The organism is Salipiger marinus (assembly GCF_035481585.1).
Classification (GTDB): Bacteria; Pseudomonadota; Alphaproteobacteria; order Rhodobacterales; family Rhodobacteraceae; genus Salipiger; species Salipiger marinus.
The window spans coordinates 23992-41676 of record NZ_JAYKSL010000007.1 but is presented as its reverse complement, the minus strand read 5'-3'; the positions used below and the strand labels follow the sequence as shown (position 1 = coordinate 41676).

General features: G+C 65.5%; 18 protein-coding genes. 11 read left to right on the top strand and 7 right to left on the bottom strand.

Annotation, left to right across the window (positions count from 1 at the left end):
- Positions 1-149: 149 nt before the first annotated feature.
- The 4 genes from VK682_RS10995 to VK682_RS10980 form a co-directional block, all read right to left on the bottom strand.
- Entirely contained in the window at positions 150-575 is a 426-nt protein-coding gene (locus VK682_RS10995) for an Hpt domain-containing protein (protein WP_324781814.1), read from the bottom strand.
- 364 nt (positions 576-939) lie between these two features.
- Positions 940-1434 carry a pilus assembly protein N-terminal domain-containing protein gene (locus VK682_RS10990; RefSeq protein WP_324781813.1) on the bottom strand — a complete coding sequence of 165 codons (495 nt, stop codon included), beginning with the start codon at positions 1432-1434 and terminating at the stop codon, positions 940-942.
- A gap of 64 nt (positions 1435-1498) precedes the next feature.
- A complete protein-coding gene (locus VK682_RS10985; RefSeq protein ID WP_324781812.1) occupies positions 1499-1894 on the bottom strand; it encodes a TadE/TadG family type IV pilus assembly protein in 396 nt (131 codons plus the stop codon).
- Complete coding sequence (locus tag VK682_RS10980; RefSeq protein ID WP_324781811.1) at positions 1891-2397, bottom strand: TadE/TadG family type IV pilus assembly protein; 507 nt, start codon at positions 2395-2397, stop codon at positions 1891-1893. Before VK682_RS10980 ends, VK682_RS10985 begins: the two co-directional genes overlap by 4 nt.
- Positions 2398-2797: 400 nt before the next feature.
- Here VK682_RS10980 and VK682_RS10975 point away from each other — a divergent pair, with 400 nt between their 5' ends.
- From VK682_RS10975 to VK682_RS10925, 11 genes are all read left to right on the top strand, one after another.
- Positions 2798-2977 (top strand): Flp family type IVb pilin, encoded by a 180-nt coding sequence (locus VK682_RS10975; protein ID WP_324781810.1) that lies wholly within the window; start codon positions 2798-2800, stop codon positions 2975-2977.
- Positions 2978-3053: 76 nt separating this feature from the next.
- A complete protein-coding gene (locus tag VK682_RS10970) occupies positions 3054-3551 on the top strand; it encodes an A24 family peptidase (RefSeq protein ID WP_324781809.1) in 498 nt (165 codons plus the stop codon).
- A gap of 43 nt (positions 3552-3594) precedes the next feature.
- Complete coding sequence (gene cpaB, locus VK682_RS10965; RefSeq protein ID WP_165616789.1) at positions 3595-4365, top strand: Flp pilus assembly protein CpaB; 771 nt, start codon at positions 3595-3597, stop codon at positions 4363-4365.
- A gap of 40 nt (positions 4366-4405) precedes the next feature.
- A complete protein-coding gene (locus tag VK682_RS10960) occupies positions 4406-5650 on the top strand; it encodes a CpaE/TadZ family protein (RefSeq protein WP_324781808.1) in 1245 nt (414 codons plus the stop codon).
- Between the two features lie 73 nt (positions 5651-5723).
- Positions 5724-7148, top strand: coding sequence for a TadA family conjugal transfer-associated ATPase (locus tag VK682_RS10955; RefSeq protein WP_324781807.1), 1425 nt, complete (start codon positions 5724-5726; stop codon positions 7146-7148).
- 29 nt (positions 7149-7177) lie between these two features.
- Entirely contained in the window at positions 7178-8179 is a 1002-nt protein-coding gene (locus VK682_RS10950) for a type II secretion system F family protein (RefSeq protein WP_089846542.1), read from the top strand.
- Between the two features lie 10 nt (positions 8180-8189).
- Positions 8190-9158 carry a type II secretion system F family protein gene (locus tag VK682_RS10945; RefSeq protein ID WP_324781806.1) on the top strand — a complete coding sequence of 323 codons (969 nt, stop codon included), beginning with the start codon at positions 8190-8192 and terminating at the stop codon, positions 9156-9158.
- 28 nt (positions 9159-9186) lie between these two features.
- Positions 9187-10533, top strand: a complete 1347-nt coding sequence (locus VK682_RS10940; protein ID WP_324781805.1) for a pilus assembly protein TadG-related protein — start codon at positions 9187-9189, stop codon at positions 10531-10533.
- Positions 10534-10603: 70 nt separating this feature from the next.
- Entirely contained in the window at positions 10604-10921 is a 318-nt protein-coding gene (locus VK682_RS10935; RefSeq protein ID WP_324781804.1) for an ArsR/SmtB family transcription factor, read from the top strand.
- A 51-nt stretch (positions 10922-10972) separates the two neighbouring features.
- The gene (locus VK682_RS10930) at positions 10973-12025 is read left to right on the top strand and encodes a permease (RefSeq protein WP_324781803.1); all 1053 of its coding nucleotides are present in this window, start codon (positions 10973-10975) and stop codon (positions 12023-12025) included.
- Positions 12026-12499: 474 nt separating this feature from the next.
- Positions 12500-13453, top strand: coding sequence for a Hint domain-containing protein (locus tag VK682_RS10925; protein WP_324781802.1), 954 nt, complete (start codon positions 12500-12502; stop codon positions 13451-13453).
- Positions 13454-13510: 57 nt separating this feature from the next.
- Here the strand turns inward: VK682_RS10925 and VK682_RS10920 are convergent, their stop codons facing one another.
- The 3 genes from VK682_RS10920 to VK682_RS10910 form a co-directional block, all read right to left on the bottom strand.
- Positions 13511-15262 carry a glycosyltransferase gene (locus VK682_RS10920; protein WP_324781801.1) on the bottom strand — a complete coding sequence of 584 codons (1752 nt, stop codon included), beginning with the start codon at positions 15260-15262 and terminating at the stop codon, positions 13511-13513.
- 93 nt (positions 15263-15355) lie between these two features.
- Positions 15356-16510 carry a mandelate racemase/muconate lactonizing enzyme family protein gene (locus tag VK682_RS10915; RefSeq protein WP_324781800.1) on the bottom strand — a complete coding sequence of 385 codons (1155 nt, stop codon included), beginning with the start codon at positions 16508-16510 and terminating at the stop codon, positions 15356-15358.
- A 12-nt stretch (positions 16511-16522) separates the two neighbouring features.
- The gene (locus VK682_RS10910) at positions 16523-17674 is read right to left on the bottom strand and encodes a mandelate racemase/muconate lactonizing enzyme family protein (protein ID WP_089846527.1); all 1152 of its coding nucleotides are present in this window, start codon (positions 17672-17674) and stop codon (positions 16523-16525) included.
- Between the last annotated feature and the right edge of the window lie 11 nt (positions 17675-17685).

Genomic DNA, 17685 nt, shown 5'->3' with positions numbered 1-17685 from the left:
GGGTGCGCAGCGGATCAGACTGGTCAGAGCGCGGTTTTAGCGTGTTGCGGCAGATAAATTTATGGTGTTGCCGCGCGCTTCTTTAACTTCAGAATGACCTCAGGTGCGGGACTTGGCTGCCCCGCATTATTCAGACATGTTTCGCGTCATTACAGCAAAGACGCGATGGCGTTCCGGGTTGCCGTCGTGGTTTCGAGGGTCCGGCTATATTCCTTGCCGAAGGGGCTGCCTTTGGCACAGGCATGCTGCAGATCAACGCAGGTGTCCCGCAGCGCGGTGAAACCCATCAGCCCGGCGCGGGCCACGAGGAAGTGCGCCCGCCGGAAAATCTGCTCTCGGTCAAGGTCTTCCGGCGCGACATTCGGAAAGCTGTCCTGCAAACAGGATGACAGCTCCTCCAGCGCCAGACGGGTGCGATCTTCTCCAAAAAGTTCTCGAAGTTCTTCAAAAATCTCGGGGTCGAAAATGTCTCTAGACACAGAATCCCTCAAGGCAAAATCTGGGGTTACGTGATCCCGTTCATATAGCTCAGACTTAGCGCCGGACAGGTCTTCGGGGTACTTTTTAATAGCCATAGCAGCATACCTGCATACGTTACAGAATGTGACCATATAACGACTTTTTCCGCCAGTATAGCCCGAATCTCTGCCTCCGTGCCGGTTCGCGCCTATCGGCGTCGAGGAGTGGTCTGGAATGGCGTCGGAGGCTGGGTTTGCCTTTGGATGGGGTCGTTTGCAGGTCTGGAAGTCGCCAAATGACCTGCGCTCTTGTCCTGTCGGTCACGTGACAGGCGGAGTAGCCTTGTTGGCACTTGGGTTTGGCGCGGTCTGGGGATCCTATTTGCGCCGTGTCACATCACGTTTGATCTTAAAATACGTCTAAATTTGGGCGAAACCATGCCACACCAAGCCGACACTCAAACCCGGGTCAGAGCCCTTTTCAGTTCGTCGGGACCTCGGCGGGGATATCCTCTGCTCCTCCCATTTCCGTATCTTCGCAGAGACCGGCGCCGCAGTTGTAGGACTGCAGCTGCACACCCCGGCGCACCGTCACCATTCCGGGTTTCTGCGCGCTGACATGCACCATCACATTGGCGATCACGCCACCCTTATCGTCCAGCGCAATCAGATTGGTCGTGCCGACCATGCGCCCCGTAAGGATAATGGTCTGCTCATTGGCCAGACTCGCATCGACGATTTCGGATTTGCCGACCGCGATTGCGCTCATTTCCCCATCAATTTGCAGAACGCTGGCAAAGTCTACCGTCAGAGACACGGTCCGGAATGGCGATTCCCTGCTGGCGGGCGCGGATATGGCATTTGATGCCAGCACGCTCTGCGCGGAGGAGACGACGACCACGGCATCAGCACAGGCGCCAGAGGCGATGACTGCCGAAAGAAGAAATCCGCCAGCGAAGGATCGGGGAAACTGCATCGGTTTTCCTTTCATATGGCGGTTGACTGGAAACGGGGTGGACCCCCGGTGTGCGGGGGCTTGGTCAGCCAAGGGGAATGCGGCGGCTTACCGTCAGCATGATCCCGCCATCGGTGAGAGTGGGGATGAACAGGGTCAGCGGGTAGCGAATCAGCATGGTCATGTAGGCGACCCCGTCGACCTCTTCGCGGTCTAAATCGACCTCCAGATCCTCCGACGTGCCGAAGGTGATGGCGTCACGAATCGTCGCCTTGACCGCGTCTTCCGTCACCGCTTGGTTCATGAGGATTGTCCGCGCGGCGACATCCGCCGCATAGGAGATGGCGCTGCGCATGTAGAAGCCTCGGCCAAATTCCAGGATCGCCAGCAGAAGCGAGATGGCGATCAGGCCCACAAGCGCGAATTCAACAGCGGCGGCACCGCTCTCTGACCGCCACAGCTTCGTGAGACGGGCCCTCACCTGACCTGAACCTGGATGGATTTTGACTGCAAGAAGCGCGGCAGCAGCAGGCCAGCATAGGTCTTTTGCGCCGAAAGCACGTAGAAGATCTGGGTCGGCGTCCCACCTTCGCAGGTGGTCGAGCAAGCGACGGCGACATCCGGCTCTTCGGCGCAGCTGCAGAGCGTGCCCACATCAAGGGCAAGCGTGGCATCGTCGCCTTGGGTGCCTGCGGTGGCAAGGGTCATGTTCTGTGCCGCAGTTGTGCGCAGGATCTGGTCAATGGCAGAAACGCCGATGTCATGGGTGGCGCCCTGTGCCCCGGCCCGCAGGATATGGCCGATGGTCATGCGCTCTGAAATTGCCAGTCCCAGATCGGTCATTGCCAGCAGCGACAGCACCAGCATGGGGGCGATCAGGGCGAATTCGACGGCGGAAACACCCCTGTCATCACGCAGGGCGGCAGTGCCCGCGCGGACCATGGGTCGCGCGCCAAGCTTGGGATGTCGAACCAGATGACCCATCGCCTGCCCTCCCGTTTTGCTTGCGGCCTGTTTGGCGCGGACAGGGGCAGCGCGCCCCGCATGGTCCTGCGTCCGCGGCCAATCTACAGGCAAGCCGGGCGCGAACCTACCTGACCGGACAGGCTGGCCAAACGGATAGGTGCTTGTCGCGGGATCTCAATAAAACAAGGGAATTTCGGCGGCTGCAGGCCGTCTGGTGCGCCAAACCGGTGCCCGTTGCGACCAAACCGGCCCAAACGCCCTGGCCAGCTGTCCAGCCCATCAAGCCAAGTAGCCGCGCCGGTTCTGCCGTGCAACCTTCACCGGGACGCTGATGGTTCGGCGTCCGCCACGGCCGGACTGCCGCAGCTGGTGTCATCTTGGGCTCTCTCTCTCAGCACACCCAAAAAAGGGGCAACCTATGACAAACTTCATCTCCCGTTTCAAAAAAGACGAATCCGGCGCCACTGCGATCGAATACGGCCTGATCGCCGGCCTGATCGCTGTTGTGATCATCACCGCGCTTGGCCTCGTCGGCGACGACCTGGATGCCGCCTTCCAATACATCGCTGACTCCCTCACTCCGCCGGCGGCTACCTAAGACACGTTAATCGGGACTGTCGGCGGAGACCGCTCCGCCGATAGCCCTGATCCCGACAGGAAAACCGGAGGTGGCTGTGGTCTTCACCTTGCTTGGCTGTGCTGTCTTTGTCCTGCTCCTCCTGCAGGCAGGGCTCGGCGATCTGGCTAGGATGCGGATCCCGAACCGGCTCGTGCTGGCCCTGCTGCTGGGCTACGCGGTGCTGGCGCCACTTTCCGGCTTTTCCCTGCTGGCGATCTCTTTCGGCCTTGGGGGGGCTGCCGTCATCTTCTGTCTTGGCCTGTGCCTTTTCGCCTGCGGGTGGATGGGTGGGGGAGATGTCAAGCTGATGGCGGTAGTCTCCCTGTGGCTGGGACTGCCCCATCTGGGGGATTTCCTGCTCTGGACCTCCGTGTTTGGCGGGCTTCTGACGCTGGGTCTGATGATCTGTCGCGCGCGCCCCCTGCCCGAGGCTCTGGCCGGACGCGCGCTGTCGCTGCGCGCGGGCGAGACCCGGGTGCCCTATGGCGTTGCGATCGCGGCGGCGGGGCTTTTTGTGTTTGCGTCGACGCCATGGACCGCGCCGCTGTGGTGACGCGGGACCGGACTGCGCCCGCCCTGTTCTGGAAGGACGTACCATGCTGCGTGGATTGATCTTTCTTGTCGCCCTCTCGGCCGGTGGCATCGCGGCCTGGATCACGCTTGGCACCTCTGGGGCCGTGACCGCCGCCACCAACCGCGACGGCACGGTCGACTCCCTCGGCATGACCGAAATTCTGGTGGCCGCCGTCGATCTGCCTTCGGGCGCGGTGATTGATGCCTCCTCCGTAAGCTGGCAGCGCTGGCCGGATGGCGCGATCAACCCTGCCTTCATCACCCGCGCCCAGCGGTCCAGCGCCCCGCAGTCGCTTGCCGGGATGATCGTCCGCAACGGCATGGTGGCGGGCGAGCCTGTCCATGACAGCAAGCTGTCCACCGGGGATGCGGGCGCGCTTGCGGTCATGCTGGCCTCTGGCAAGCGCGCCATCGCGGTGCGCATCAATGCCGAAAACAGCGCGGGCGGTTTCGTGCTGCCCAATGACCGGGTCGATGTGCTGCTGACCACCAGCCGCGTGGACGCAAGCGGAAACACCCAGGTCAGCAGTCGGCTGATCCTGAAGAACATCAAGGTTCTGGCGGTGGACCAGACCATCGACGGGTCAAACGAAGCCGTGGTCGGCAAGACCGCCACGCTGGAACTGAGCCCCCCCGAGGTCGAGATCGTCACGGCGGCCCAAGTGTCGGGCGCGCTGTCGCTTGCCCTGCGGTCCCTTTCCGACATCGCCGAGGAATCGATGGTGATGGTCGAGGAGAAAAAGACGCTGCGGATCTTCCGCGGCGGGCAGATCGAAGTGGTTGCGCTGGAGTGATCCGGTCGGCCCGGCTTTGGACCCTGACTTCGGAGCGAACATGAAACACACGCCGCTTGAGCTCCGTCCCGACGCGCTGGTCGGGCAGCCGCAGTCCCAGCCGGTGGGCACGACGCCCCATATCTCGCTGCATGCCTTCTGCGAAACCTCCGCCGTCGCCGCCTCCATGGGGCGGGTGGCCAGCGACCGGCGCCTGTCCCGCGCCCGGGTGAGCGTGACCATGGGCGGCATCGCTGCCGCCACCAGCTATTGCAGCGGCCAGCCGACGCCGGATGTGATGATCCTCGAAAACGGCGGCAGCCGCGCCGACCTGCTGGCGGCGCTGGCGGATCTGGCGCCGGTCTGTGACCCGGCCACCAAGGTCATCGTGGTGGGCGCCACCAATGACATCGCGCTTTACCGTGAACTGGTGGCGGAAGGTGTTGCGGAATATCTGCTCGCCCCCGTCGACGCGCTGGCCCTGATCGGCGCGGTGCTGCGGCTTTTTCCGAATGAAGGCGCCGCGCATATCGGCAAGATCCACGCGGTGATCGGCACCAAGGGCGGCGTGGGCTCTTCGGTGCTGGCGCAGAATCTGGCATGGACCATGTCGCAGGGCAGCACCGCCACGCTGCTGGCCGATCTGGATCTGCAGTTCGGGACTGTCGCGCTCAACTGCAACATCGAATGCCATACCGGCTTTGCCGACCAGCTGCCCGAGGGCCAGAACCTTGACGGCACCCTGCTGGAACGGCTGCTGTTCAAACACGGCCCGGATCTGAGCATCCTGCCCTGCGCCACGGCGGCGCAGATTGCCCGCGATCCGGATGTGGACGTCATCAGAAAGATGCTGGATCTGGCGCGGGCCACCTTTCCGCATGTGGTGCTGGATCTTCCGAACGCATGGTCGCCGCTGGTGCGCAGCACGCTGGTGGCGGCGGACAACATCCTGCTTGTCGCAGAGCCGGATCTGGCCAATCTGCGCAACGCCCGCGGCATGCTCGATTTCCTGAAAATGACCCGGCCCAATGACGACCCGCCGCAGCTGATCCTCAACCGGGTCGGGCTGCCGAAGCGCCGGGAAATCAAGCCGGAGAAATTCGCGGCGGCGCTGGAAACCGACCTTGCGGCAAAGATCGCCTTTGATCCGGCGCTGTTCAGTTCGGCCACCGCCAATGGCCAGATGATCGAGGAAGTGTCGAAAACTGCCCCCATGACCCGCGTCCTGCAGCATCTGGCCGAACAGCTGACCGGGCGGACCCATGCGACCAAACGCCGGGGCCTTGGCCGCCTCTGGGGCCGCTAGGCGCCAGTCACGAAACGGATCGCCCCCGCGGGGGCCTGACCACAGACCAGACCCAAAACGAGGACACCGCAGCATGTTCGGCAAGAAAAGCGATCTCGCCCCCGCAGACAGCGCCGCCCCCTCCTCCGGCGTGCGCCACCTCAAGATCATTCCCGACAGGGCCGCCGTGACCATCACCCCCACGACGGAGGCACCCACGACCACACCGCAGAAGGCCAAGGCTTATTACGATCTGAAAAAAGAGATTTTCGAGGCCCTGCTCGAAGCGATCGACGTGGCGCAGCTGACCACGATGGATGTGGCCGAAGCGCGCAGCGAAGTCAGCGGCATCGCCACCGACATTCTGGCGGCGAAACGGGCGGTGATCTCGACCGCGGTGCAGGACGAGCTGGTCTCCGACATCTGCAACGACGTGCTGGGCTACGGACCGCTGGAGCCGCTGCTGGCCCGCGACGACATCGCGGATATCATGGTGAATGGCGACAATTACATCTTCATCGAAGTTGCGGGCAAGGTCATCCAGACCGACATCCGCTTCCGCGACAACACCCAGCTTCTGAATGTCTGCCAGCGCATCGTCAGTCAGGTCGGGCGGCGGGTGGATGAATCAAGCCCGATCTGCGACGCCCGCCTGCCCGATGGCAGCCGCGTCAATGTCATCGCCCCGCCCCTAGCGCTGGAAGGACCGACGCTGACGATCCGCCGCTTCAAGAAGGACAAGCTGACGCTGGACCAGCTGGTCGATTATGGCGCGATCACGCCAGAGGGCGCCGAAATCCTCAAGATCATCGGGCGGGTGCGCTGCAACATCATCATTTCCGGCGGCACCGGCTCGGGCAAGACCACGCTGCTCAACTGCCTGACCCGCTATGTCGACCCGGACGAGCGCATCATCACCTGCGAGGATTCCGCCGAGCTGCAGCTGCAGCAGCCCCATGTCGTGCGTCTGGAAACCCGCCCCCCGAACATCGAGGGCGCGGGCGAGATCACCATGCGGCAGCTGGTGAAGAACTGCCTGCGGATGCGCCCGGAACGGATCATCGTGGGCGAGGTGCGCGGCCCCGAGGCTTTCGACCTGCTGCAGGCCATGAACACCGGCCATGACGGATCCATGGGCACCCTGCACGCCAACAGCCCGCGCGAGGCACTGTCGCGGATCGAATCCATGATCACCATGGGGGGCTTTTCGCTGCCGATGAAGACCATCCGCGAAATGGCGGTGTCGTCCATCGACATCATCATTCAGGCGGCGCGCCTGCGCGACGGCTCGCGGCGGATCACCCACATCACCGAGGTGCTGGGGCTGGAAGGCGACGTGCCGATCACGCAGGATCTGTTCATCTACGACATGAGCGGCGAGGACGCGCAGGGCAAGATCATCGGCCAGCACCGGTCTACCGGGATCGGGCGTCCGGCCTTCTGGGACAAGGCCCGCTACTATGGCGAAGACCAGCGCCTGTCCGCCGCGCTGGAGGCGGCGCGGGTCAAGTCCAGCTAATCCCGCCGCCTCTGCAAGGAGCCTCTCCGATGTCCCCGGCTGTTACCCTGATCCTGACCTTCGCGCTTGTGGCGCTCTGCGTGGGCGGTCTGCTTTTCGCGATGTTCCAGCCGCAGCTGGTCAGATCGGCGCGGGCACGGCAGCGCGTCGGCATGGTCATCACCCATCGCCCTTCCTCCGCCCGGCCGCAGGAAGTGGACGAGGGCGCAAGGCGCCGCCGCTCCGTCGAGGAGACGCTGCGCGAGATCGAACAGAAGCAGAAGGCGCTAAGCCGCAGCCGCGCCCGCAAGAGCCTGCAGCACCGTCTGCGCGAGGCGGGGCTGGACTGGACCAAGCGGACCTATCTGGGGATATGCCTTGCAACCGCGGGCCTGCTGTTCCTGCTGCTGTGGGCGGGCTTCGGAGTTTCCCTGATCACCACCGCGCTTCTGGCGCCGCTTGGCGGCCTGCTGCTGCCGCGGGCCTATCTTGGGCTGCGCCGCAAACGCAGGCTCGCGGCCTTTGCGGTGCAGTTTCCCGATGCGGTCGATGTCATCGTGCGCGGCGTCAAATCGGGCATGCCGCTCAGCGACTGCATCCGGGTGATCGCCGTCGAGGGGCAGGAGCCGGTGCGCAGCGAATTCAAGACGGTGCTGGACGACCAGACCATCGGCGCGCCCATGCCGGAAGCCGTGCAGCGTATGGCGCAGCGGGTGCCGCTTCCGGAAACCAACTTCCTCTCCATCGTCATCACCATCCAAAGCCGCAGCGGCGGCAACCTGACCGAAGCGCTTGGCAACCTGTCCACCGTGCTGCGGGAGCGCAAGAAAATGCGCGCCAAGATCAAGGCGATGAGTTCAGAGGCCAAGGCGTCGGGCGGGATCATCGGGGCGCTGCCGCCCATCGTCGGAAGCCTGCTGTTCCTGACCAGCCCCGACTATATCTCGCTGCTCTTCACCACGACGACGGGCAACATGGTTCTGGCGGGCAGCGCGGTCTGGATGGGCATCGGCGTGCTGGTGATGCACAACATGATCAATTTCGATTTCTAGGGGCGCAGGGATGAGCTTTGATCCCCTTGGCTTTGACCGCGATCTTCTGGTCACCATCGCGGCGGTGCTTGCGGTGGTCTGCGGCATTCTGGCGGCAGGCTGGCCCTATCTGGTGCGCGACGATCAGGAAGAGCGCATGCGCCGCGTGGTGCAGTCCTCCACCCGGCCCCGCCTGACCGATCCGGCGCTGTCGACCGAAGGCAGGCGGCGCACCCTGCTGCGGAGCGAGCCCAGCAAGATCCTGTCCGCCATCGTCGAACGTTTCAACCTCGCCCGCAAGCTGGAGGGGGGCGCCACGCTGCAGCTGCTCCGCTCCGCCGGGTTCCGGGGCCGCGCCCCGGTCATCACCTTCCTTGCAATGCGCGTGCTGATGCCGGTCATCGTCTTTGGCGTGGCGTCGTTTTACATCTTCGTGGTGATCAAGCCGGATCTGCCGCTGCTGGCGGAACTGGGCATCGCCGTGGTGCTGAGCGGCCTCGGCTATTACCTGCCCACGGTCTATGTCAAAAACCGCATCACGAAGCGCCAGAAATCGATCCGGCGGTCATGGCCCGATGCGCTGGATCTGCTGCTGATCTGCGTCGAATCCGGCATGAGCAGCGAACATGCCTTTCGCAAGGTGGCCGATGAAATCGGCGACCAGTCCCGGGAGCTTGCCGAAGAACTGTCGCTGACCACGGCAGAGCTCGCCTTTCTGTCGGACCGCAAGACCGCCTATGAAAACCTTGGCAAGCGCACCGATCTCGACGGGGTGAAATCCGTGGTCTCGGGGCTGATGCAGTCGGAAAAATACGGCACCTCGCTGGCCCATGCCCTGCGGGTTCTGGCGCAGGAAAACCGCAACATGCGCATGAGCGAGGCCGAAAAGAAGGCCGCCGCCCTGCCGCCAAAACTCACCGTGCCGATGATCCTGTTTTTTCTTCCGGTGCTCTTCGCGGTCGTGCTCACCCCGGCGGTGATCCAGATCATGAACAACTAGACGCCCCGCCCTGCTTGGATTTCAGGACATGTTCACCCGCCCCAAAACCCCCGCTCTCGCTCCCTGCCCCCCGCGCCGCAAGGGCTGGCGGCGGCGCCTTGCCCGGCACGTGTCCGGGTTTGCCGCCGACAGCCAAGGCGCGGTGGCCATTCTTGCCGCGCTGACGATGCCGGTTCTGGTGCTGGGCATGGGGCTGGGGGCAGAGGCCGGATACCAGTATATGGTGCAGCGCAATCTGCAGCACGCCGCCGATCTTGCCGCCCATGCCGGTGGCACAAGGCTGCGCGCGGGCGACAGCAAGGCGGCGATCGATGCCGCAGCGCTGCATGTGGCCACGCAGGCCGAATTTGCCGTCGACGAGGGCAGCTTCGTGCTCAACACGCCCCCCGCCACCGGCCCCAATGCCGGCAGTGCCGCAGGGGTCGAAGTGCTGCTGACCAAGACGCAGCCGCGGTTCTTTTCCGCGATCATCGACAATGAACCGTTGGTGATCTCGGCCAGAGCGGTGGCTGCCGTGGTCACCACCGGCTCGGCGGCCTGCGTGCTTGCCCTGTCCCCGACCGGATCCCGGGCGGTGACGGTCAGCGGCTCCACCAATGTCTCGCTCGAAGGCTGCGATGTGGCGTCGAATTCCAACGCCTCGGACGCCTTCTGGATGGCCAATTCCTCGGCGCGGCTGACCGTGGGCTGCGTGCATACCGTGGGCGGCGCCGTGACCAGCAGCAACCTGCAGCTTCTGGACTGCCCGGCGGTCAATGAATACACCCCCGTCGTCCGCGATCCCTATGCCCATCTTGCAGAGCCCAGCATCAGCGTGCCCTGCGAAAACGACACCAAGGCCTCGGTCTTCACCCCCAGCTTCGCCCATCCCAGCGGCGTGCCCGCGATGCGCTTCTGCGGCGGTCTTGATGTCAAGAAACAGGTCACCTTCAACCCGGGGCTCTACATCATCGATGGCGGGGATCTGACGCTCAATGCCAATGGCGAGGCCATCGAGGGCGGCGTCGGCATGGATGTGCAGGGCGCGACCTTCTACCTGACCGGAAATGCGCAGCTCAAGCTGACGGGCAATGGCGGGCTCAATATGCAGGCCCCCACGACCGGCCCCTTCAGCGGCATTCTGGTCTTTGGCAGCCGCAGCCAGCACGGGGTGACCCACGAAATCCGGGGCAACTCCGGATCGACCACGCAGGGCGCGCTGTATATGCCCACCTCCGAGATCGTGTTCAGCGGCAATTCGACCACCGTCAACGGCTGCACGCAGGTGATCGGCCTGACGGTCGAATTTACCGGCAACTCCACGCTGCGCTCCACCTGCACGACCTTCGACGCCCCAAGGATCGAGACAAACGTGCTGGTCAGCCTCGTGGAATGACAGACGCCCTGCCCTGCCGGGATGCTGCGGAACAGCTTTACAAAACTAGAAATATGGTTATGTTTGTGACATGACCAGCACCAGCCCCACCGCCCGCGCCCTTGCCGCCCTTGGCCATGATGCCCGGCTTGCGATCTTTCGCCTGCTGGTGAAAGCCGGAGAGGACGGGCTGCGCGTCGGCGATATCGGCGACCATCTGGGCATGGCGCCCTCGACGCTGGCGCATCATTTGTCCACCCTCGTCGAGGCCGGGCTGGTGCGGCAGGACAAGCAGGGGCGCGAGGTGTTCAACCGCGTCGATTTCCCCGCCATGCGGCAGGTGCTGACCTTCCTGACCTCGGAATGCTGCAGCGGCGTGGCCATGCGCCGGGCGGAGGATGCCGCATGATCGGGCGCCATTTTTTCACTCTAAAACAACCATAAATCCGGATATGTGGTCATGACAGAAACCAGCTTTGCCTCCCCCAGCCTGCGGTCCGTCCTGCGCCATCTGTGGCAGGACCAGCGCGTCTGGCTCGCCACCGCCGCGATCCTTGGAACCGTGGCCCTGTTCGACCCGTCTCAGGCCGCGCAGAGCGCGCGGTTCGCCGGTCAGGCGCTGCTGACCACCGCCCCCTTCCTGATCCTGTCCATCGCCCTTGCCGCATGGGCCGGGGCCACCGGAGCCGATAATCTGATCGCCCGCGCCTTCACCGGGGCGCCGGCCCTGATGATCGCGCTTGGCGCGCTGGCGGGGGGGCTGTCGCCCTTCTGTTCCTGCGGGGTCATCCCGCTTATTGCCGCGCTTCTGTCCATGGGTGTGCCGCTTTCGGCGGTGATGGCCTTCTGGCTGGCCTCGCCGATCATGGATCCGTCGATGTTCGTGCTGACCGCGGGGGTTCTGGGTCCGGAATTTGCGGTGGCCAAGACGCTGGCCGCGCTGGGGCTGGGGCTGTTCGGCGGCACCGTGACGCATGTGCTGAGCCGGGGCGGCGCCTTTGCCGCGCCGCTGCGCGACGGCATCGGCAGCGGCGGCTGCGGCGGGGCGCGGATCCGCGCGCCAAAGCCCGTGGTCTGGCCGTTCTGGGCCGAGCCAGACCGCCGGGCCAAATTCGGCAGGACAGCGCGGAGCACGACGCTGTTCCTCGCCAGATGGCTGATGCTGGCCTTCGTGCTGGAAAGCCTGATGCTGGCATGGATCCCCGCCGAAACCGTGACCGCGACGCTGGGCGGCGACGGCCTGCTGCCCATCTTGACCGCGACGCTGGTGGGGGTGCCCGCCTATCTCAACGGCTATGCGGCGCTGCCGCTGGTCGGCGGGCTGATCGAACAGGGCATGGCCCCGGGCGCGGGCATGGCCTTTCTGGTCGCGGGTGGCGTCACCTCCATCCCGGCGGCCATGGCGGTCTGGGCGCTGGCCCGGCCACAGGTCTTTGCGCTTTATATCGCACTGTCACTGATCGGCGCCTTCACCTCGGGCCTGCTGTTCCAGATCTGGACCACTCTGGCATAACGCAAGGGCGGGGCCGGCGCCCCGCTCCCCTCTTCCCCGCCTCTGCTGACGGGCAGCCAAGACCCCCAACATGTCCTCCGGATGATCCGCAGCACGGCCTGCGGATCCGTCTTTTTGGGGGCAAGTCAGCCCCTCTGCAGCCGCCGGAACCTCGGGCCGCCGGCCCCGATCTTGGCGGTGAAATCGGCCGGAATCATATATACGGCTACGCCGATATGAATGGCATTTCACGGGTAATTCGAATCACCCAAGGCTGTCATTTATGCAATGCCATATTTTAATTAATAATTGGAACCTAACTTAATACCGCCTAAATTCCCAAACTTCTGCCCCAATCTGGACAACATCTTCGCCCATCCCTGAAATAATCCCGCGAATCTTCACGTATTTGGTGTTTTGCGAGATTCGAAATTGACTCAAATTGATTTCTGGTCCGCACTAAGGGAGCGACCACAAATTGTTCTGGAGCGTTCAATGGCGTATGATGTCTATGGAGTTCTCGATCCTCTGGGTGCGGGATTGATTCAGGTTGATGCCAGCACCCAGCTGAGATCGGATGTCGAGTTGACCGACGAAAGCGACGGCACCTCGGACGATCAGTCCGTTCTGGGCGATGTCGATGATGACACGTTCAGCTATCCCGGCCTCCTCGTCGGGGATGTGGAGCATGAATACCGCGGTGCCGCCGTGGACGAGAGCGGCAATGTCATCGGCTTTTTCGCCTCTGAAGTTGGTCTTGGCGGGCTTCTGGGCACTAAATTCTTTGTCCCCGAAGGCACCACCGTTCCCGATGGCCTGAGCGTGACGCTGCTGGGGGGGGATACCGCCGATCCCAGCACGCAATGGGACATCGCCGCCGAAGCGCCGGTCTGTTTTCTGGAAGGCACGCATATCGCCACGCCCGAGGGCGAGCGGACTGTTGAATCGCTGCTTGTCGGCGACACGGTTCTGACCGAGGACGGTCGCGAAATGACCGTGCGCTGGATGGGATATCGGACCTGCGCCTTGCCATTTGTCGATGCCCGCCGTGCAATTCCAATTCTGATCCGACAGGGCGCCCTTGGCGGTGGCCTGCCGCACCGCGATCTGTGCGTGTCGCCGACCCATGCCATTCATATGGATGGCGTGCTTATTCAGGCAGAAGCGCTGCTGAATGGCGATTCCATCCGGCAGATGCCGCTGAGCCGGGGCGAGCCGTTCACCTATTTCCACATTGAGCTTGACGAGCACGCGCTGGTGCTGGCCGAGGGTGTCGCCTCCGAAAGCTTTGCCGACGGAATTTCGACGCTGCGCTTCGACAACTGGGAGGGCCGCCAAGCCCTGCGCGGGGACCAGACGATCCCACAGATGGACCTGCCGCGCCTCAAGGCGGCGCGTCAGCTGCCGCGCGCCCTGCGTGACCGGATGATGCTGCGCAAGACGGTCTGAGGCGGCCTGTACGACGGTTTCGGGCCGGGGCGGCAGCGCCCCGGCCTTTGCTTTTGCTCAGCCGAAATACCGGGCCGGATCGAAGCTCAGCCAATCGGCAGCGGGTTCCTGCGTAAAGGGGCAGTCAAGGGCGACCCATGCGCGGGCGCGATGCGCTGGCAGGGCGCGCAGGCTTTCGGACAGCGCCGCTGCCGCTGCCGCCCGCGTCAGCGCGCCCTTGCCCAGCGACAGCCAGTCGGCATCCGCCTCGTCGCGCAGCACGCTCTGGACCGCATCGCGCAGCGCCAGCCGCGCCAAGATGCTGCCGGGCGCGCAGCCGACCAGCCCCGGCTCCACCAGCCCCATCCCGTCCTGCTGCACCAGCACCGAGGCGCCTTCGGTCAGGGCGGCAAGGCTCTGCTGGCAGCGCGCGTCGGGCGCGGCCCAGAGCCCGCCCTCGCGCAGCAGCACGGCAGCCCGGACCAGCGCCGCGCGCGCGGCGGGCGTACGCGCCCGGGCAAAGGCCTGTGCCGCCACCGGATCCCCTGCCCGCCGCAGATAGGTCTGCGCCATGGCGCGGGTGACCAGCCGATGCTCCCAGTCCGGGTGATGGCGGCGCCAGCTGTCCATCAGCCCGATCAGGTCGCGCCCCGGCACCGGACCCTCCCAATACTGCACGATCCGCTGCGGGATGGGCGCGGCATGGTCCGGGCGGGCATGTGGCAGATCAAGCACCATCAATGCCAGCATCAGCGACTGCGGCTCCGCCTCTGCCAGCCGGGCAAGCCCTGCCGGATCACAGCCGCGCGCCTGCGCGATCAGGGCACGGTCGGCCACCAGATCGTCCACCAGCGCCAGCAGATGCCGCAGCGCGCGTTTGCCGCCCCGGGCGCGGCGGACCTCGCGGCGCAGCGGCGCCAGCGTGGCATAAGCCTCGGGCCAGAGGCGGGCGCGGATCTGCGCCTCTGCCAGCGCGCCCAGCCTTTCGGGCGAGTCCGCTGGTCCGGCCTGCAGCAGGTGCAGCGCCTTGTCGTGACGGCCCTGCGCGCCCAGAATGGCGGCGCGCAGCCGCAGGCCCCGCTGCGGATCGGTCTTGGCGGGCAGCGCCGACAGTTCGGCCTCGGCGGTGGCGATGTCGTCGCGGGACAGCGCCCGCGCCACCGCGATTTCTGTCCGCTCCGGCAGATCGCGGGGCGGCACCTCGCGCGTCAGCAGCGTGTCGCAAAGCGCGCCCTCGCCGTTCTGCCACGCCGCGCGCAGCCGGGTCATGCTCAGATCGGGAAGCGCGCCCAGCCGGTCCTCGGCACAGGTCATCGCCAGCGCCGACGCCGTGTGGCTGACCTGCTGGCGCAGCACCGCAAAGACCCGGTTCCATGGCCGGATGCTGCGCGGCGCCACAGCCATGGCGCGGCGGTGACAGGCCAGCGCGGCGCGGGGATGGCCCCGCTCTGCCGCGAGGCCCGCCAGCCCCATCCATGCCTCGACGGTGGGATCCTGCGCCAGCAGCAGCCGCTGGAGCCGCCATGCCCCGCGCAGGCTGCCCGCCTGCCGCGCAACATCCACCGCGCGGCGCAGCCCCGCAGGATCAAGCCCGCCAAGCGCTGCGGCAAGCGCGAGCAGCGTCATGGTCTCTGCAGGCTGGCGGGCGTCGGCGTGGCGGGTGGCGCGCGCCATCAGCCGCGCCAGCTTCTCCTCCGCAGGCGCTGGTCCGCGCAGGTCGCGCAGCCCTGCGGCCAGAACACGGGAACAGTCAGGCCCTGCCTGAAGACCCCCCTCCCCCCCAAGCAAAGCGGGCGCGGGCGGGGCAAAAAACGCGGCATCATGTGTCATTCCGCAAGCTTAGTCAGCGGCATGGCGCAGGGGCAACAGCTTTGCCCGCGCCATAGTCCATATGTCTAAAGCCCGGTGCGGCGCTGCCCGAGGCTACCAGTTGGTGAAGGCACCGTCAGAGCGGCGCAGATGCGGCACCTCCGACCAGCGAAAGGGGGCGGCGACGGCCAGCGCCGCCTCGTCGATCTCGATGCCAAGCCCGGGTTCGGTGGGCACCGGAAAATCCGCGCCGTCAAGCCGGAGGCGGTTCCGGAAAACCGGCGAGTCCTGCCGCGCTGCGTTGTCGTCGCCGGGGGTTTCCCAGCATTCAAGGAAGGCGTGGTTGGGAATGACGGCTGCCATATGGACGGTGGCGGCGGTGCAGATCGGCCCCAGCGGGTTATGCGGCATCACGTCGATGCCATGCGCCCGGCACCAGCCCGCGACCTTCATCGCCTCGGTGAAGCCGCCGACATTGCACAGGTCGATCCGCGCAAAATCGCAAAGCCCCTGCTCCACATAAGGCAGGAACTGCCAGCGCGAGGTGAATTCCTCGCCGATGGCCAGCGGCGTGCGGATCAGGCGGCGCAGCGCGGCATAGGCGGAAGGCGTCTCGTCGCGGATCGGTTCCTCGACAAAATCCAGCGTGGCTTCGGGGCAGCGCGCCATGAAGGCGGCGGCCTCGGCCACGCTGAAACGGTGATGCAGGTCCGACCCCAGCATCACGCGCGGCCCAAGCGCGGCCCGGCAGGCGGCGAGGATGCCGGGCCAGCGCCCGATGGTGTCGTGCGGGTCAAAGATTTCGGGCGCATCGGTGCGCCAGCCAAGGCGGAGGCAGGTCCAGCCCGCCGCCATCGTCTCCCGGGCAAGATCGATCAGGTGATCGCGGTCATCGGCGCGCACGCAGCCGAAGGTGGGCACGCGCGACCGCAGCGCCCCGCCGAGGATCTGATGCACCGGCACGTCCAGCGCCTTGCCCGCGATGTCATGCAGCGCGATGTCGAGCGCGGAGATCAGCGCGGCCGACACCCGGTCGCGCGCGATGCCCGGCTGCAGCGCCAGCGCTTCCCACACCGCCGAGGGGCGCAGCGGATCGCGCCCCTCCAGCCAGTCGCCCAGATCGGCAAGCGCCCCGGCCACGGCCTGTTCGCGGGTGGTAAGCCCGGATTCCCCCCAGCCCGTCACCCCGCAGGCGGTGGTGACCTTGACCAGAAGCTGGTTCCTGTCGGCGATCCAGACCGGATAGGCGGCGACCGAGGCGATCTTCATGGCGGCTCTCCCTTACCAGTTGGTGACGGAGCCGTCGCGGCGGCGCAGCATGGGCGGGGCGGTGTATTCGAAGGGCGCGGCCTTCAGCCGCTCCTCGTCAACCTCCACGCCCAGCCCCGGCCCCTCGGGCACGGGATAGGAGGCGCCGTCAAGCTCAAGCTGCACCGGGAACAGCGCGCGGTCGTCGAAGCCCAGCCGTTCCACCGGGGTGGAGCGGCATTCAAGCCATGCAAAATTCGGCACGGCGGCGGCCAGATGGACGCTAGCCGCCGTGCAGACCGGGCCCAGCGGGTTATGGGGCATCAGGTCGACATAATGCGCCTCGGCCCAGCCCGCGACCTTCATCGCCTCGGTGAAGCCGCCGACATTGCAGATGTCGATCCGCGCGAATTGCAGGATGTCGCGTTCCACATAGGGCAGGAACTGCCATTTGGAGGAGAATTCCTCGCCGATGGCGAAGGGGATCTCGGTCATCCGCCGCAGGCTCTCATAGGCGGAGGGCGTTTCGTCGCGGATCGGCTCCTCCAGAAAGTCGATCGTGCCGCGCGGCAGTTTCTGGCAGAAAGAAGCGGCCTCGGCCACGGTCAGGCGGTGGTGATATTCGACCCCCAGCACCATCTCGGGGCCCAGTTCCTCGCGGGCGCGGGTGACCCAGTCGGCGGTGGTGGCGATGGACTCGCGCGGCTCGAAGATCGCCTCGTTCTCCTGCCCGTCCGCCATCAGCCGCACGCAGGTCCAGCCCGCCTCCGCCAGCTGGCGCACCTGCCGGATCATCTCTTCTCCGGGCGGGGCAGAGGTGGTGGCGAAGGTGGGCACGCTGTGCCGGTGCCGCCCGCCCAGAAGCTGGTGGACCGGCACGCCAAGCGCCTTGCCCTTGATGTCGTGGAAGGCGATGTCGAGCGCGGCAATGGCGGCGCTCAGCACGCGCCCGCCCTCGAAATACTGGCTGCGATACATCTCCTGCCAGAGCGCGCCCGCGTTCATCGGGTCGCGGCCAAGCAGGAACTGCGTGTAATGCGCGATGGCGCCCATCACCGCCTTCTCGCGATAGGACATGCCGGATTCGCCCCAGCCATAGATGCCCTCGTCCGTCTCGACCTTGACCAGAAGTTGGTTCCGCACGCCGACGCGGACAGGGTAGCTCTTGATCGCGGTGATCTTCATTCAATACCTCG

What these genes read in the sequence shown, in the direction of transcription:
- VK682_RS10995 (WP_324781814.1), bottom strand. Translation starts at nt 575, where the DNA reads ATGGCTATTAAAAAGTACCCCGAAGACCTGTCCGGCGCTAAGTCTGAG.
- VK682_RS10990 (WP_324781813.1), bottom strand. Translation starts at nt 1,434, where the DNA reads ATGCAGTTTCCCCGATCCTTCGCTGGCGGATTTCTTCTTTCGGCAGTC.
- VK682_RS10980 (WP_324781811.1), bottom strand. Translation starts at nt 2,397, where the DNA reads ATGGGTCATCTGGTTCGACATCCCAAGCTTGGCGCGCGACCCATGGTC.
- VK682_RS10975 (WP_324781810.1), top strand. Translation starts at nt 2,798, where the DNA reads ATGACAAACTTCATCTCCCGTTTCAAAAAAGACGAATCCGGCGCCACT.
- cpaB (WP_165616789.1), top strand. Translation starts at nt 3,595, where the DNA reads ATGCTGCGTGGATTGATCTTTCTTGTCGCCCTCTCGGCCGGTGGCATC.
- VK682_RS10960 (WP_324781808.1), top strand. Translation starts at nt 4,406, where the DNA reads ATGAAACACACGCCGCTTGAGCTCCGTCCCGACGCGCTGGTCGGGCAG.
- VK682_RS10955 (WP_324781807.1), top strand. Translation starts at nt 5,724, where the DNA reads ATGTTCGGCAAGAAAAGCGATCTCGCCCCCGCAGACAGCGCCGCCCCC.
- VK682_RS10950 (WP_089846542.1), top strand. Translation starts at nt 7,178, where the DNA reads ATGTCCCCGGCTGTTACCCTGATCCTGACCTTCGCGCTTGTGGCGCTC.
- VK682_RS10945 (WP_324781806.1), top strand. Translation starts at nt 8,190, where the DNA reads ATGAGCTTTGATCCCCTTGGCTTTGACCGCGATCTTCTGGTCACCATC.
- VK682_RS10940 (WP_324781805.1), top strand. Translation starts at nt 9,187, where the DNA reads ATGTTCACCCGCCCCAAAACCCCCGCTCTCGCTCCCTGCCCCCCGCGC.
- VK682_RS10935 (WP_324781804.1), top strand. Translation starts at nt 10,604, where the DNA reads ATGACCAGCACCAGCCCCACCGCCCGCGCCCTTGCCGCCCTTGGCCAT.
- VK682_RS10930 (WP_324781803.1), top strand. Translation starts at nt 10,973, where the DNA reads ATGACAGAAACCAGCTTTGCCTCCCCCAGCCTGCGGTCCGTCCTGCGC.
- VK682_RS10925 (WP_324781802.1), top strand. Translation starts at nt 12,500, where the DNA reads ATGGCGTATGATGTCTATGGAGTTCTCGATCCTCTGGGTGCGGGATTG.
- VK682_RS10920 (WP_324781801.1), bottom strand. Translation starts at nt 15,262, where the DNA reads ATGACACATGATGCCGCGTTTTTTGCCCCGCCCGCGCCCGCTTTGCTT.
- VK682_RS10915 (WP_324781800.1), bottom strand. Translation starts at nt 16,510, where the DNA reads ATGAAGATCGCCTCGGTCGCCGCCTATCCGGTCTGGATCGCCGACAGG.
- VK682_RS10910 (WP_089846527.1), bottom strand. Translation starts at nt 17,674, where the DNA reads ATGAAGATCACCGCGATCAAGAGCTACCCTGTCCGCGTCGGCGTGCGG.